Source organism: Pantoea sp. S-LA4 (genome assembly GCF_054482835.1).
Map to the genome: position 1 here is coordinate 1,867,124 of NZ_JBTLRC010000002.1, position 13,816 is coordinate 1,880,939.

At 56.4% G+C, this 13,816-nt stretch carries 14 protein-coding genes, 1 pseudogene and 1 other annotated feature; of the genes and pseudogenes, 11 read left to right on the top strand and 4 right to left on the bottom strand.

Annotated elements, in window-relative coordinates:
- The first annotated feature begins 177 nt into the window (after window positions 1–177).
- Window positions 178–825: a serine protease gene (locus ACX3P5_RS09590; RefSeq protein WP_233988054.1), complete on the top strand. Its 648-nt coding sequence runs from the start codon at window positions 178–180 to the stop codon at window positions 823–825.
- A 10-nt stretch (window positions 826–835) separates the two neighbouring features.
- Here the strand turns inward: ACX3P5_RS09590 and ACX3P5_RS09595 are convergent, their stop codons facing one another.
- Window positions 836–1,456 (bottom strand): L-threonylcarbamoyladenylate synthase, encoded by a 621-nt coding sequence (locus tag ACX3P5_RS09595; protein WP_233988053.1) that lies wholly within the window; start codon window positions 1,454–1,456, stop codon window positions 836–838.
- 12 nt (window positions 1,457–1,468) lie between these two features.
- Window positions 1,469–2,353: an RNase RNM gene (rnm, locus tag ACX3P5_RS09600; protein ID WP_458968630.1), complete on the bottom strand. Its 885-nt coding sequence runs from the start codon at window positions 2,351–2,353 to the stop codon at window positions 1,469–1,471.
- Between the two features lie 154 nt (window positions 2,354–2,507).
- Window positions 2,508–2,612 (top strand) — a sequence feature (Trp leader region).
- 23 nt (window positions 2,613–2,635) lie between these two features.
- On the opposite strand from rnm, the gene ACX3P5_RS09605 reads away from it, so the two are divergent.
- The 6 genes and pseudogenes from ACX3P5_RS09605 to ACX3P5_RS09630 all read left to right on the top strand — a co-directional run bounded on the left by ACX3P5_RS09605 (window position 2,636) and on the right by ACX3P5_RS09630 (window position 9,660).
- On the top strand, window positions 2,636–4,198 hold the full coding sequence (locus ACX3P5_RS09605; RefSeq protein WP_233988051.1) for an anthranilate synthase component 1: 1,563 nt from the start codon (window positions 2,636–2,638) through the stop codon (window positions 4,196–4,198).
- A pseudogene (gene trpD / locus ACX3P5_RS09610) lies at window positions 4,198–5,792 on the top strand (bifunctional anthranilate synthase glutamate amidotransferase component TrpG/anthranilate phosphoribosyltransferase TrpD). The gene ACX3P5_RS09605 and the pseudogene trpD overlap by 1 nt, the downstream one beginning before the upstream one ends.
- 2 nt (window positions 5,793–5,794) lie before the next feature.
- Complete coding sequence (gene trpCF / locus ACX3P5_RS09615; protein ID WP_458968631.1) at window positions 5,795–7,156, top strand: bifunctional indole-3-glycerol-phosphate synthase TrpC/phosphoribosylanthranilate isomerase TrpF; 1,362 nt, start codon at window positions 5,795–5,797, stop codon at window positions 7,154–7,156.
- A gap of 46 nt (window positions 7,157–7,202) precedes the next feature.
- Entirely contained in the window at window positions 7,203–8,393 is a 1,191-nt protein-coding gene (trpB, locus tag ACX3P5_RS09620) for a tryptophan synthase subunit beta (RefSeq protein ID WP_233988049.1), read from the top strand.
- Entirely contained in the window at window positions 8,393–9,196 is an 804-nt protein-coding gene (gene trpA / locus ACX3P5_RS09625; RefSeq protein WP_233988048.1) for a tryptophan synthase subunit alpha, read from the top strand. Before trpB ends, trpA begins: the two co-directional genes overlap by 1 nt.
- Before the next feature lie 149 nt (window positions 9,197–9,345).
- Window positions 9,346–9,660: a BON domain-containing protein gene (locus tag ACX3P5_RS09630; RefSeq protein ID WP_233988046.1), complete on the top strand. Its 315-nt coding sequence runs from the start codon at window positions 9,346–9,348 to the stop codon at window positions 9,658–9,660.
- 50 nt (window positions 9,661–9,710) lie between these two features.
- On the opposite strand, the gene ompW is transcribed toward ACX3P5_RS09630, so the two are convergent.
- Complete coding sequence (ompW, locus tag ACX3P5_RS09635) at window positions 9,711–10,346, bottom strand: outer membrane protein OmpW (protein WP_233988045.1); 636 nt, start codon at window positions 10,344–10,346, stop codon at window positions 9,711–9,713.
- A gap of 250 nt (window positions 10,347–10,596) precedes the next feature.
- Between ompW and ACX3P5_RS09640 the strand changes: the two genes are divergently transcribed.
- Genes ACX3P5_RS09640 through yciA form a run of 4 tightly spaced genes read left to right on the top strand, consistent with a single transcriptional unit; the run spans window position 10,597 to window position 12,854 of the window.
- Window positions 10,597–11,013, top strand: a complete 417-nt coding sequence (locus ACX3P5_RS09640) for a YkgJ family cysteine cluster protein (RefSeq protein WP_233988044.1) — start codon at window positions 10,597–10,599, stop codon at window positions 11,011–11,013.
- Between the two features lie 27 nt (window positions 11,014–11,040).
- Window positions 11,041–11,775 carry a YciC family protein gene (locus ACX3P5_RS09645; RefSeq protein ID WP_233988043.1) on the top strand — a complete coding sequence of 245 codons (735 nt, stop codon included), beginning with the start codon at window positions 11,041–11,043 and terminating at the stop codon, window positions 11,773–11,775.
- Between the two features lie 56 nt (window positions 11,776–11,831).
- Window positions 11,832–12,371, top strand: coding sequence for a septation protein A (locus ACX3P5_RS09650; RefSeq protein ID WP_233988042.1), 540 nt, complete (start codon window positions 11,832–11,834; stop codon window positions 12,369–12,371).
- Between the two features lie 60 nt (window positions 12,372–12,431).
- The gene (yciA, locus tag ACX3P5_RS09655; protein WP_094120552.1) at window positions 12,432–12,854 is read left to right on the top strand and encodes an acyl-CoA thioester hydrolase YciA; all 423 of its coding nucleotides are present in this window, start codon (window positions 12,432–12,434) and stop codon (window positions 12,852–12,854) included.
- A 46-nt stretch (window positions 12,855–12,900) separates the two neighbouring features.
- Here the strand turns inward: yciA and tonB are convergent, their stop codons facing one another.
- Window positions 12,901–13,659, bottom strand: coding sequence for a TonB system transport protein TonB (tonB, locus tag ACX3P5_RS09660; RefSeq protein ID WP_233988041.1), 759 nt, complete (start codon window positions 13,657–13,659; stop codon window positions 12,901–12,903).
- Window positions 13,660–13,816: the final 157 nt, after the last annotated feature.

Below are 13,816 nucleotides of genomic sequence, written 5' to 3' on the forward strand. Positions count from 1 at the left end.
GCTCGCGATAAAAATTAAATTTTAATGATTCATTAAAAAAATAGCCTTTTTAGATTAATCCAATAAACCGGCGCATCCGGAGTTGTTGCGTTAATACGGTTCAGTGATGAACCTTGATTGCATGTCAGAAGTCTTCACCAGGGATTTTCACGACATGCCTGAAAAAAGAATACCATCATGAGAAACCTCTTTCTGTGCCCAGCGTTTGCCGCGCTGGCGTTGACCGGGTGTTCCGTGGGCCATACTGAGTACAGTCGTACGGCGATGCAGCACGTAGATATGAGCGTGACCGGCATTCCGACGATCCTCGGTCTGGGTACCCTTGGCACCAGCATTCCGCTTACCCCAGAATATAGCCTGACCGCCGCCCACGTCGCGAAAACCGCCGTGCAGCGCGTTAAGTCTTACCATCCTTATTGCGACCTGGCGATTATTTATCATAAGAATGATCCCGGCACCTTAACCCGCTTCCGCAGTAGCGATATTGGCGATCCGATAAAAATGTACGGATACAGTTTTATTTCCGCACTGCCGGTTGAATCTAAAGGGGTTAATTTAGCCCGCACCACTATTCGCAATGGCTGGAATAAAAGTCCCTGTATGGCAATGGCCTCTAATGCAGGCGTTGTGCAGGGAATGTCAGGCGGCGGTGTTTATAACAGTGATGAGACACTGGGCGGCGTGATTGTCGGTTATTCTGATGCCATTAAGAATGGCCGTAACGGGAAAGTGATCCTCAAAGACGTTTCACTTTATATTCCGTACGGCCAGTTTAAAGCCTGGCTGCAGAGCAATCTGGCCCAGACACCGACTCGCGGTGCCTGAGTCCGCTGCCTTACAGGAATGGACGGGTATCGCCTACGCCTTCACGCACAATTGCCGGCGCATCGGTGGTTAAATCGACCACCGTGGTCGGCTGTTGCCCCAGCGTGCCGCCGTCGATAATCAGATCGACCAGCTTGCCGATGCTGTGCTGAATCTCTTCCGGGTCAGACTCGGTAAAGTCATTGCCCGGCAGAATCAGCGAGGTGGACATCATTGGCTGATTCAGCGCCTCCAGCAGCGCCAGCGCCACCGGATTTGACGGCACGCGCAGCCCGATGGTTTTCCGCTTGTCATTCATCAGACGACGCGGCACCTCTTTGGTCGCCTTGAGAATAAAGGTGTAGTTACCGGGCGTGTTGTTTTTCAGCAACCGAAAGGCGGAGTTACCGACCTGAGAGTAAACGGAAAGCTCGGAGAGATCCCGGCACATCAGGGTAAAGTTGTGATTCCCGTCTAACTGCCGGATACGGCAGATGCGCTCCATCGCGCCCTTCTCTTCCAGTCGACAGCCCAGCGCATAACCGGAATCGGTCGGATAGACGATGACGCTGCCTTTATTAAGGTAGTCCACCGCCTGATTAATCAGACGTGGCTGTGGGTTATCGGGATGGATGTGAAACAATTGACTCATAGAAACCTCGTGTCACCTTTCCGTGGAGAGCTGAGCGGGTGCCAGTGCCGGGAAGCGTTCCCAGACCGGCTCAACCGCCGCGGGCAGCCATAACTTGCGGCCCAGTTCAATCCACGGGCAGGGTTGATGAAAATCAGAACCTTGTGATGCGGCCAGCGCATTGTCTCTGGCGTATTGCGCCAGTTGGGTACGCTCATTCGGTGCCTGCTGGCACTGGGCGACTTCCATCGCATCGCCACCGGCTTCACGGAAATGGGCCACCAGTCGCTTTAACCATTTCGCCGATAAGCCATAGCGTCCGGGATGCGCCAGTACCGCGCAACCGCCAGAATGATGAATCGCATCAATAGCTTGTTTAATTGTACACCATTGTGGCGGGACGTAGCCGGTTTTGCCGCGCGCCAGATAATTTTTGAATACCTGCGCCATGTTATCCGCTTTGCCCTGCTCCACCAGAAAGCGGGCGAAGTGACCACGGGTGATGACGCCGCCATCGGCCAGCTGCATTGCACCCGCCAGCGCGCCCGGAATGCGCGCTTTTTCCAGCCGCTCGGCAATCTGTTCCGCGCGCGCCTGTCGGCAGGCGTGCTGTCCGGCGAGAAAGCTGACCAGCGCCGGATGACGGATATCAATATTTAATCCCACGATATGAATTTCATGATTCTCCCACAGGGTGGAGACTTCAACGCCCGCCAGCACCTTTATCGGCAAGGCCTGATCGATAGCCGTTTGCTGCGCTTCTTCCACGCCGGCGACGCTGTCGTGATCGGTGATCGCCAGTACGCCTACGCGCATCTCAACCGCGCGCTGTACCAGCGCCGCAGGCGTCAGTAAGCCATCGGAAGCCCGCGTGTGGCTGTGTAAATCATAGACCGGGAAACGGGCGATATCGCTCAAGAGAACTCCTGCTGGAAACTAAACCGGCCAGCATGATAACGATTTTAGCCGTCAGTGAAAAAGTGTATTGACATTTCCGCCCTGAACCCGTTAACTAGTACACAAGTTCACACGTAACGGGTATTCAATCATGGCTGTTGTAATCACGCATTTTAACGGTTGGTGGCGCGATGTTCCCGAACACGGGCGACGTGGTCGTGCACACTTTGCGTAAACGCTGTGCAGATACCTGAGCCCGCCACCGAGCGGGCTTTTTTTTGAGCGAAATTCAGAGAAATCATCATGCCAATTGCGAAACCTACAGTGAAGTTGATTACCGGCAACGCGCCTTATCGCGAAGATCCGGCCGCAGTGTTTCATCAGTTATGCGGCGCACGTCCGGCAACCCTGCTGCTTGAATCTGCTGATATCGACAGCAAAAAGAATCTCAAAAGCCTGCTGATTGTCGACAGCGCACTGCGTATCAGCGCGCTGGACAACAAGGTGACCTTACAGGCGCTGTCGGAAAATGGTCGCGCGCTGCTGCCGCTGCTTGACGCCGCGCTGCCGGACTCGGTGGAGAATCAGGTCCGTCCCGATGGCCGCGAACTCACTTTCCCGCCGACCGCCGGGCAGCAGGATGAAGATGCGCGTCTGCAGGCGCTGTCGGTGTTTGATGCCTTGCGTCTGATCCCCCAGCTGGTTAATTCCCCCGCCGACGAGCGGGAAGCCGTGCTGTTAGGTGGCCTGTTTGCCTATGATCTGGTTGCCGGATTTGAAACCCTGCCCGCGCTGGATAATCAGCAGCGCTGCCCGGATTACTGCTTTTATCTGGCGGAAACGCTGCTGGTGATCGATCACCAGACCCGCAGCGCGCGACTGCAGGCCAGCCTGTTCTGCCCGTCCACCAGTGAATTTCAGCGCCTGCAACGCCGCATTGAGCAGCTGCATGGCCAGATGCTGCAGCCCGCGCCTGCCCTGCCGGTTCAGACGGTGGATCAGATGAGCCTGACCACCAGCCAGAGCGACGAGGAGTATTGTGAGGTAGTGCGCACCATGCAGGAGGCGATTCGCATCGGCGAAATCTTCCAGGTGGTGCCATCGCGCCGCTTCTCACTGCCCTGTCCTTCACCGCTGGCGGCTTACGACACGCTGAAAAACAGCAACCCCAGCCCCTATATGTTTTTCATGCAGGATCAGGACTTCGCCCTGTTTGGCGCGTCTCCGGAAAGTTCGCTGAAGTATGACGCCAGCTCGCGACAGATTGAGATCTACCCGATTGCCGGTACCCGTCCACGCGGACGTAAACCAGACGGTTCGCTGGATCGCGATCTCGACAGCCGCATTGAGCTGGAGATGCGCACCGATCATAAAGAGCTGGCGGAGCACCTGATGCTGGTCGACCTGGCGCGCAACGATCTGGCGCGTATCTGTGTGCCGGGCAGTCGCTATGTGGCAGACCTGACTAAAGTTGACCGCTATTCCTTTGTCATGCACCTGGTGTCGCGCGTGGTTGGCACCCTGCGCGAGGATCTGGATGTGCTGCACGCCTATCGTGCCTGTATGAACATGGGCACGCTGAGCGGTGCGCCGAAAGTCCGCGCCATGCAGCTGATCGCCGCGGCCGAAGGCACCCGCCGCGGCAGTTACGGCGGTGCGGTCGGTTATTTTACCGCCAATGGCGATCTCGATACCTGTATCGTCATTCGCTCGGCTTATGTAGAAGACGGCGTCGCGACCGTGCAGGCGGGCGCCGGTGTGGTACTGGACTCGAATCCGCAGGCGGAAGCCGATGAGAGCCGCAATAAAGCCCGCGCCGTGCTGCGCGCCATTGCCACTGCCCATCACTGCAAGGAGATCTTCTGATGGCCGATATTCTGCTGCTCGATAACATCGACTCATTTACCTATAACCTGGTCGATCAACTGCGGACCTTTGGTCATAACGTGGTGATCTACCGCAACAACCTGCCGGCCGCGCTGTTAATCGAACACCTGCAACGGATGGAAAATCCGGTGCTGATGCTGTCACCAGGCCCTGGCGCGCCAAAAGAGGCTGGCTGTATGCCGGAACTGCTGCGGGCGCTGCGCGGACGTCTGCCGATTATCGGTATCTGCCTCGGCCATCAGGCGATTGTTGAAGAATATGGCGGTCACGTTGGTCAGGCTGGCGAGATCCTGCACGGGAAAGCGTCCGCGGTGGTTCACGATGGCGAGGCGATGTTTGCCGGCCTGAGCAATCCGCTGCCGGTGGCGCGCTATCACTCACTGGTCGGCAGCAACACGCCGGATGAGCTCACCGTCAATGCCAGCTACAACGGCATGGTGATGGCGGTGCGTCACGAAACCGACCGGGTATGCGGGTTCCAGTTCCATCCTGAATCCATCCTGACCACTCAGGGCGCGCGACTGCTTGAGCAGACGCTGGCCTGGGCGCTGGCGAAGTAACAGGGAGAATGACTATGCAACAGACACTGGAAAAACTTTACCAGGCGCAGACGCTGGATCAGGCTGAGAGTCATCAGCTGTTCAGCGCAATTATTACCGGTCAGCTGGAGCCGACCCAACTGGCGGCGGCGCTGATTGCGATGAAAGTCCGGGGCGAAACGCCGGAAGAGATTGCCGGTGCGGCGACCGCGCTGCTGGAAGATGCGAAACCCTTCCCGCGCCCCGACTACACCTTTGCCGATATCGTCGGAACCGGCGGCGACGGCAGTAACAGCATCAATATTTCTACCGCCAGCGCATTCGTGGCGGCGACCTGCGGCCTGAAAGTGGCGAAGCACGGTAACCGCAGCGTTTCCAGCAAGTCCGGCTCTTCCGATCTGCTGGCTGCGTTTGGCATCAATCTGGATATGCCGGCTGAACAGGCAAGACAGGCGCTGGACGATCTCAACGTCTGTTTCCTGTTTGCGCCGCAGTACCACACCGGATTTCGCCACGCGATGCCGGTGCGTCAGCAGCTGAAAACCCGGACGCTGTTTAACGTGTTGGGCCCGCTGATCAATCCGGCGCGCCCGCCGCTGGCAGTAATTGGCGTGTACAGCCCCGAGCTGGTGATGCCGATTGCGCAGACCCTGAAAGTGCTGGGTTATCAGCGTGCCGCCGTGGTGCATGGCGGTGGAATGGATGAAGTGGCGCTGCATGATGTCACCCACGTCGCTGAGCTGCGTGACGGGGAGATCACCCGCTATCAGCTGTCGCCAGAAGACTTCGGTTTTGGCTTCCATCCCAGGGAGGCGCTGGCTGGCGGCACGCCGGAAGAAAATCGTGACATTCTCACGGCTTTACTCCAGGGTAATGGCCAGCAGGCCCATGAGGAAGCGGTCGCCGTGAATGTGGCGATGCTGCTTAAAGTTTTCGGTCATGAAGATCTGCGTGAAAATGCACAGCGTGCGCTCAACGCTATCCGCAGTGGACAGGCTTACGAGCGCGTGGTCGCTCTGGCAGCAAGAGGATAACCATGCAAGGTACCGTGTTAGAAAAAATTGTGCAGGACAAAGCGATTTGGGTCGCAGCGCGTCAGCAGCAGCAGCCTCTTTCTACCTTTCAGAACAGCATTGAACCTGCCAGCCGTCATTTTTATGATGCACTACAGGGCGCGCGCACCGCGTTTATTCTGGAGTGTAAAAAAGCGTCGCCCTCAAAAGGCATTATTCGTGAGGATTTCGATCCGGCCGCCATTGCCGGAGTCTATCGCCACTATGCATCCGCGGTGTCGGTGCTGACCGATGAGAAATACTTTCAGGGCGACTTCGCGTTTCTGCCGATCGTCAGCGCCGCTATCACCCAGCCGGTGCTGTGCAAAGACTTTATCATCGACCCGTATCAGATCTATCTGGCCCGTTACTATCAGGCAGATGCGATTCTGCTGATGTTATCGGTGCTGGATGATGAACAGTATCGTCAGCTGGCTGCCGTCGCCCACAGCCTGAAGATGGGTATCCTGACCGAGGTCAGTAATGAAGAGGAGCTGGAGCGCGCCATAGCGTTACAGGCCAGAGTGGTCGGGATCAACAACCGCGATCTGCGCGATCTGTCGATCGATCTGAACCGTACCCGCCAGCTGGCTCCGCGCCTGTCGCACGGCGTGACGGTGATCAGCGAATCCGGCATTAACCGCTACGCCGACATTCGCGAGCTCAGCCACTTTGCTAACGGCTTCCTGATTGGCTCGGCCCTGATGGAAGAGCCCGATCTGACCGCTGCGGTGCGCCGGGTCACGCTCGGCGCCAACAAAGTATGCGGTCTGACCCGGGCGGAAGATGCTCGCGCCGCGTATGAAGCTGGTGCCATCTATGGCGGACTGATTTTCGCCGCCGGCTCACCGCGTCAGATTGATACCGGGACCGCCCGGACGGTGATGGCTGGCGCACCACTGCGCTACGTCGGCGTGTTCCGTAACAGCTCCGTTAGTGACGTTGTCACTGAAGCGACCGCCCTGTCGCTGTCAGCTGTCCAGCTGCACGGTCAGGAAACGCCAGATTTCGTCACCGAACTGCGCGCGGCGCTGCCCGCCGGGATCGAAATCTGGAAAGCGCTGCGCATTGAAGGCGTCTTACCCGAGCGCAACTGGCCGCACGTCGATCGCTACGTGTTTGATAACGGCGACGGCGGGACCGGTGAGCGCTTTGACTGGTCACTGTTGCAGGGCCAGACGCTGAATGATGTGCTGCTGGCCGGTGGCCTGAGCGCGGATAACTGTGTTGAAGCCGCGCAGCTGGGCTGTGCCGGTCTCGACTTCAACTCCGGGGTGGAAAGTGCGCCCGGCATTAAAGATGCCCGTAAAATCGCGGCGGTGTTTCAGACACTGCGCGCCTACTGATTTGCCTGGCCTGCTCAACGGCGGGCCTGAAAAAGGAAGATGAAAAATGACGTTACTGAATCCCTACTTTGGCGAATTTGGCGGGATGTATGTCCCGCAGATCCTGATGCCAGCGTTGCGCCAGCTGGAAGAAGCGTTTGTCGATGCCCAAAAAGATCCTGAGTTTCAGGCGGAATTTACCGACCTGCTGAAGAACTATGCCGGTCGTCCTACCGCACTGACGCTGTGCAGGAACCTGACGAAAGGCACCAAAACCCGGCTCTACCTGAAGCGCGAAGATCTGCTGCACGGCGGCGCGCACAAAACCAATCAGGTACTGGGTCAGGCGCTGTTAGCCAAACGCATGGGTAAGAACGAGATTATCGCCGAAACCGGTGCCGGACAGCACGGTGTTGCCTCAGCGCTGGCCTGCGCCCTGCTCGGCATGAAATGCCGCATCTACATGGGTGCCAAAGACGTTGAGCGTCAGTCTCCTAACGTATTCCGTATGCGTCTGATGGGCGCGGAAGTGATCCCGGTACACAGTGGTTCAGCGACCCTGAAGGATGCCTGTAACGAAGCGCTGCGCGACTGGTCTGGCAGCTACGAAACCGCCCACTATATGCTTGGCACCGCCGCCGGTCCCCATCCGTTCCCGACCATTGTACGGGAGTTTCAGCGGATGATCGGCGAAGAGACGAAAAAGCAGATCCTGGAAAAAGAGGGTCGTCTGCCCGACGCCATCATCGCCTGCGTCGGTGGCGGTTCGAATGCCATCGGCATGTTCGCTGACTTTATCGATGAAACCAGCGTGAAACTGATCGGCGTTGAACCGGCGGGTCACGGCATTGAAACCGGCGAGCATGGCGCACCGCTGAAGCATGGCCGCGTCGGCATCTATTTCGGTATGAAAGCCCCGATGATGCAGACCGAAGATGGCCAGATCGAAGAATCTTACTCGATCTCTGCCGGGCTGGATTTTCCGTCAGTGGGACCGCAACATGCGCACCTGAACAGCATTGGTCGCGCTGAATATGTCTCGGTTACCGATGATGAGGCGCTGGCTGCCTTTAAACAGCTGTGTCGTGCTGAAGGGATCATTCCGGCGCTGGAGTCGTCACATGCGCTGGCCCACGCCCTGAAGATGATTCAGGCCGAGCCGGACAAAGAGCAGCTGGTGGTGGTTAACCTCTCCGGCCGCGGCGATAAAGATATTTTCACCGTTCACGACATTCTGACCGCGCAGGGAGAAATCTGATGGAACGTTACGATCAACTGTTTAAACGTCTTTCAGCCCGTAACGAAGGGGCCTTTGTGCCTTTCGTCACGCTCGGCGATCCGTCACCGGCGCTTTCACTGCAGGTCATTGACGCGCTGGTGGAAGGCGGTGCAGATGCGCTGGAGTTAGGCATTCCTTTCTCCGATCCGCTGGCTGACGGCCCGACGATTCAGAATGCGACCTTGCGCGCCTTCGCGGCGGGCACCAATACCCAGCAGTGTTTTGAAATGCTGGCGACCATTCGCCGTAAATATCCGGACCTGCCGATCGGTTTACTGATGTACGCCAATCTGGTATTCACCAACGGCGTGGATGCGTTTTATGCCCGCTGCGCAGAAGCCGGTGTGGATTCGGTGCTGGTGGCTGACGTCCCGGTGGAAGAGTCCGCTCCGTTCCGTCAGGCAGCGCTGCGTCATGGTGTGGCACCGATCTTCATCTGCCCGCCAAACGCCAGCGATACGCTGCTGCGGGAAATCGCTTCACACGGGCGCGGCTATACCTACCTGCTCTCTCGGGCTGGCGTTACCGGCGCGGACAACCGCGCCAGCCTGCCGCTGCAGCACCTGATCGAAAAGCTGCGTGAATACAACGCGGCCCCGCCGCTGCAGGGATTCGGTATCTCTGAACCGTCGCAGGTGAAAGAAGCCATCGCCGCCGGTGCCGCAGGTGCCATCTCCGGCTCGGCCATCGTCCGGATCATTGAAAAAAATCATGCGGAACCTGAGGTGATGCTGCGCGAACTGAAAAACTTCGTCAGCAGCCTGAAAGCCGCCAGCCGTTAATCCCGCCATCATGCCTTATCACACGATAAGGCATGATTTCTTTCCTTTTTTTACATCCCGCCATTTGCCCTTTTTGCAAAATCTGCACCACAATGTCAGAGCGCCGTTACGGTAACGTCGCATCCAATTTGTGACAGGGAGAGAAAGCAATGAAATTATTTAAAGTTGTGGCGGGTGCGTTGATGGCAGGTGTGGTTGCGCTGGCACTGAGCGCCTGTGCGCCAACCGCGACCAAAGAGGGTACCGGTGGCTATATTGATGACACCGTGGTCACCACCAAAGTGAAAGGTGAACTGCTGAAAGATGACTCGCTGAAATCGACTGAAATCAACGTAGAAACTTTTAAAGGTAAAGTTCAGCTGAGCGGTTTTGTCTCATCGCCACAGATGGCTAATCGTGCCGTACAGGTTACGCGCAGCGTGCCGGGCGTGAAGTCCGTGGTTAACAACATGCAGATTAAGTAATACCGGCTGTGATGATCAAAAAGGCCGCTGATTCAGCGGCCTTTTTCTCATCAGAAGCGGTAGCCTGCCCCGAAGAAGAAGACCCAGGGATCGATACGCATATTGATATTCTGCTGTTCGCCTGCCGCCTTAAATTTCACCTCAGTATCGATATCCATGTACCACACCGACGCATTCAGCATCCAGTCGCGGTTAATCTGATAATCGAGACCGACCTGGCCCGCGACACCCCATGAATCTTTGACGCTCAGATCGGTGAGTCCCGCATCACGGCCGGTCTGATTAAAGTCCGCATCATAAAAGGTGGTGTAGTTGATACCGACGCCAACATAGGGGCGCGCTTTGCTTTTGCTGTCGAAGAAATAGTATTGCGCCATCAGCGTCGGCGGTAACTGGCGTACCGTGGCCAGGGTGCCGGTCGGACCCAGTCCAACTTTATGACGGAACGGCGTGGCAGCCAGCAGTTCAACCCCGATATTGTCGGTTGCCATATAGGTAAAGGTCAGGCCCAGCTGGGTATCGTTGCTGGCGCTGAACTCCCCCATGCCAAGGACATTATCAGAGCCTTCGGTCGGACGTACCGTTGCACTGCCGGCACGCATAAAGAAGTCGCCCGCTTCATGGGCCATTGCCAGTTGTGGTAAAGCCAGAGCCAGCAGCATCGCGCATTTTGCCAGTTTCATCATCACTCCTTTGCTAAAGGTAAATGTATCCAACGTCATCATTTTTTTGTTGGCAAAGATTTAACGTGATTTACAGAAAATTGCACTCTGTTCGGTTGATATAAATTACTTAAAAAACAATGGATTGATTTAGATCAATTTTGGCCGTGGCTGACATCGGGAAATTCCCCTTGCTGAAAAATTTTGTCCGGCTTATTTTGCTGTTTCTGATTGTTGATTTTGGTTCGATGCCTCAGGAGTGGCGGGTGATCAAATGAGCGAAACCTCTAATCCTTGTGTCAGCTGTGGCGCCTGCTGCGCCCATTTCCGTGTCTCTTTCTACTGGGCTGAAGCCGACGATGCTGGCGGCCTGGTGCCAACCGAATTAACCGAACCGCTGAGCCTGCTGATGCGTAATATGCGCGGCACCAACGATCGTGCGCCGCGCTGCGTCGCCCTGCAGGGCGAGATTGGCGGCTGCGTCTCCTGCGGCATTTATGAGCAACGGCCAACGCCCTGTCGGGAGTTTGCGATGTCGGGCGAAGAGGGTGTTGCCAATGACGCCTGCGATCGCGCCCGCGCCCGTTACGGTCTTCCCGCCCTTTTTCACCCATCTTTACCTGTTATGACAGAAAGTTATCTCTCGCCGGGTGCCCGCGAGCTGCCAGAACATGTACAATCGCCGGGTTAATTAACCCGGTTCCTCCAAGGAGTGTACATGTCTATCACGGCAAGCTCGTTATACCGTGACACAGGAAATTTTACCCGCCATCAGCTGGTCACCTTACTGTTGATGTCGCTGTTGACCGCTTTCATCACCGTTATGCTGGTCCATGTGCTGACGCCTGGCGCCGATCAGATGGCGATTCTGCAGCAGGGTGATGACAGTGCCAGTTCGTTGTTTGAGATGGTGCAGAATATGTCACCTGAACAGCAGCAGGTGCTGCTGCGCGCCTCCGCGGCGGGGACGTTCGCGGCGCTGGTGGGTAATACGCTGTTACTCGGCGGGATGTTGTCTCTGATCCCGATGGTCTCTTCCGGTCAGCGGGTCAGTGCGCTGCGTGCCATTGGCGCCTCTGCGCCTTTACTGCCAAAGCTGTTACTGCTGACCTTCCTGATCACGCTGGTGGCGCAGCTGGGCTTTATGGTTCTGGTGGTGCCGGGGATTCTGCTGACGATTCTGTTGTCGCTGGCGCCGGTGATGCTGGCGAGCGAGAAGATCGGCGTGTTCGCCGCCATGCGTGCCAGTATGCGAATGGCGTGGAAGAATGCGAAGCTGATCGCGCCCGCTATTCTTCTCTGGCTGCTGGCAAAAGTGGTGGTGATGCTGTTTTTCTCATCGCTGACCGTGCTGCCGATGAACGTTTCCTCGGTGATCTTTACCGCTGCAGGTAACCTGGTTTCGGCCATGTTAATCATCTATCTCTACCGGCTTTATATGCTGTTACGTTGATGAGCGGTGCGCCTGCGGGCGCATTGGTCCCCAATTCAGCCCTGACTGGAATGACTATGAAGCAGTTACTCGATTTTCTCCCTTTGGTGGTCTTTTTCATCTTCTACAAGCTGTACGACATCTTTGTTGCCTCAGGCGCGCTGATTGTCGCGACCGGTCTGGCTTTAGTGGTCAGCTGGTTGCTCTATCGTAAGCTGGAGAAGATGACCATTTTCACCTTTGTGCTGGTCGCCGTATTCGGCACGCTGACCCTGGTGTTCCACAACGATGAATTTATTAAGTGGAAAGTGACGGTGATCTACAGTCTGTTTGCCGTTGCGCTGCTCTACAGCCAGTGGTTTATGAAGCAGACGCTGATCCAGAGCATGCTGGGCAAAGAGTTACAGTTGCCCGATCCGGTCTGGCGTCGGCTTAACACTGCCTGGGCGCTATTTTTCCTGGTCTGCGGCCTGGTGAATATCTACGTTGCCTTTTGGTTATCTCAGGCGTTTTGGGTTAACTTTAAGGTGTTTGGTCTGACCGGCCTCACCTTACTGTTTACCCTGATTAGCGGGCTCTACATCTGGCGACAGATGCCGCAACAACAACAAAAATAATCACTCTGCCCGGTACGCCGGGCATTTTTTTAGCGATCACCTGCAGAAGAAATGAAAGCAATGGGCGAAAAACATAAATTGCCGCAAGGCGAAATGGTGTTACGTACGTTAGCCATGCCAGCAGACACCAACGCCAACGGCGATATCTTTGGCGGCTGGCTGATGTCACAAATGGATATGGGCGGAGCCATTCTGGCTAAAGAGATTGCTGAAGGCCGGGTCGTGACGGTGCGGGTTGATGGCATGTCCTTTCTGAAACCGGTGGCGGTGGGCGACGTGGTTAGCTGTCATGCGCGCTGTATCCGTACTGGTAACAGCTCAATGACCATCAATGTCGAAGTCTGGATCAAGAAGGTGTCGTCTGAACCGATTGGTCAGACCTACTGTGCCACCGAAGCGGTCTTTATCTATGTCGCGGTAGATAATGACGGCAATTCGCGTCCACTACCTGCCGGGCGTGCTAACCAGCAACCCAGCGACTAGCCGGACATCTGGCGGTCAGGCACAGTGTCACTGACCGCCAGCTTTTTTATTCGATGCTGGCACCGCCACTCATCTTGAAGACAACGTTCATGGTCACCTGTCCCGGACGACCGCTCTGGTAACGCCACTGCTTCATCGACTCCTTGACTGCCCGTTCAAACATATTGCGGGGTTCCGCAGAGAGGACCTGAATATTCTCCACCCGTCCCTCGCTGTTCACATCAAATTTCACCCGCACCCGACCCTCAATGCGAAGCGCTCGTGCACGCTGTGGATAGCCTGGCTTGCTGACGCTCAGCGCTTTCGGCCCGCCTGAAGCCGTCTGGCTCGCTGACGGCGTCGATTTCGGCGCAGTTGTCGGCTTGTTCTGAGTCGCCGGCAGGTCCTGTTTAAACGGATCGGCCTGCGGTTTGCTCTCCTGACGCGGTTTTACCTCGCGTTTAGGTTGCTCACGTTTATGTTCCGGCTTGGGTTTCGGTTTGGGTTTTGGCTTAGGTTCTGGCTTAGGAATCGGTACCGGTTCCGCCTTAGGCGGTTCCGGAGCGGGCTGAGGTTCAGGGACCGGTTCCGGTTCTGGCTGCGGTTCAGGTTGCGGCGCCGGTGGTTCAACCACGGCTGGGGCAGGTTGTGGCTGAACTTCAGGAGCGACAAGGCTGACACTGATAGGCTGCGACGCCTTAGGCACTTCAGTCACCTGATGGAATGAGGCGTAAAGAATTCCGGCAATGACGGCACCATGCAAAGCGACAGACAATAACATGGAGACAGGCGTGCGTTTGGGTAATGGCATAGTCAGCGTGGTCATAACAGTCGCAGTCATTAAATGAAGAGCCGATTTTAAATGCAAATAGCAATCAGTTTCAATAACTCCCGCCATCTCACCGAAAGAAAAGCGCTTTTTAGCCCTTTATGCTGAGCCGTCAACGGGTCAGAGGTTTCGTTTGCACTCTGATAAGCAATCC

Bases quoted from the DNA above. Each gene is read 5' to 3' on its own strand.
- ACX3P5_RS09590 (WP_233988054.1), top strand. From the start codon at position 178: ATGAGAAACCTCTTTCTGTGCCCAGCGTTTGCCGCGCTGGCGTTGACC.
- ACX3P5_RS09595 (WP_233988053.1), bottom strand. From the start codon at position 1,456: ATGAGTCAATTGTTTCACATCCATCCCGATAACCCACAGCCACGTCTG.
- ACX3P5_RS09605 (WP_233988051.1), top strand. From the start codon at position 2,636: ATGCCAATTGCGAAACCTACAGTGAAGTTGATTACCGGCAACGCGCCT.
- trpCF (WP_458968631.1), top strand. From the start codon at position 5,795: ATGCAAGGTACCGTGTTAGAAAAAATTGTGCAGGACAAAGCGATTTGG.
- trpB (WP_233988049.1), top strand. From the start codon at position 7,203: ATGACGTTACTGAATCCCTACTTTGGCGAATTTGGCGGGATGTATGTC.
- trpA (WP_233988048.1), top strand. From the start codon at position 8,393: ATGGAACGTTACGATCAACTGTTTAAACGTCTTTCAGCCCGTAACGAA.
- ACX3P5_RS09630 (WP_233988046.1), top strand. From the start codon at position 9,346: ATGAAATTATTTAAAGTTGTGGCGGGTGCGTTGATGGCAGGTGTGGTT.
- ompW (WP_233988045.1), bottom strand. From the start codon at position 10,346: ATGATGAAACTGGCAAAATGCGCGATGCTGCTGGCTCTGGCTTTACCA.
- ACX3P5_RS09640 (WP_233988044.1), top strand. From the start codon at position 10,597: ATGAGCGAAACCTCTAATCCTTGTGTCAGCTGTGGCGCCTGCTGCGCC.
- ACX3P5_RS09645 (WP_233988043.1), top strand. From the start codon at position 11,041: ATGTCTATCACGGCAAGCTCGTTATACCGTGACACAGGAAATTTTACC.
- ACX3P5_RS09650 (WP_233988042.1), top strand. From the start codon at position 11,832: ATGAAGCAGTTACTCGATTTTCTCCCTTTGGTGGTCTTTTTCATCTTC.
- yciA (WP_094120552.1), top strand. From the start codon at position 12,432: ATGGGCGAAAAACATAAATTGCCGCAAGGCGAAATGGTGTTACGTACG.
- tonB (WP_233988041.1), bottom strand. From the start codon at position 13,659: ATGACCACGCTGACTATGCCATTACCCAAACGCACGCCTGTCTCCATG.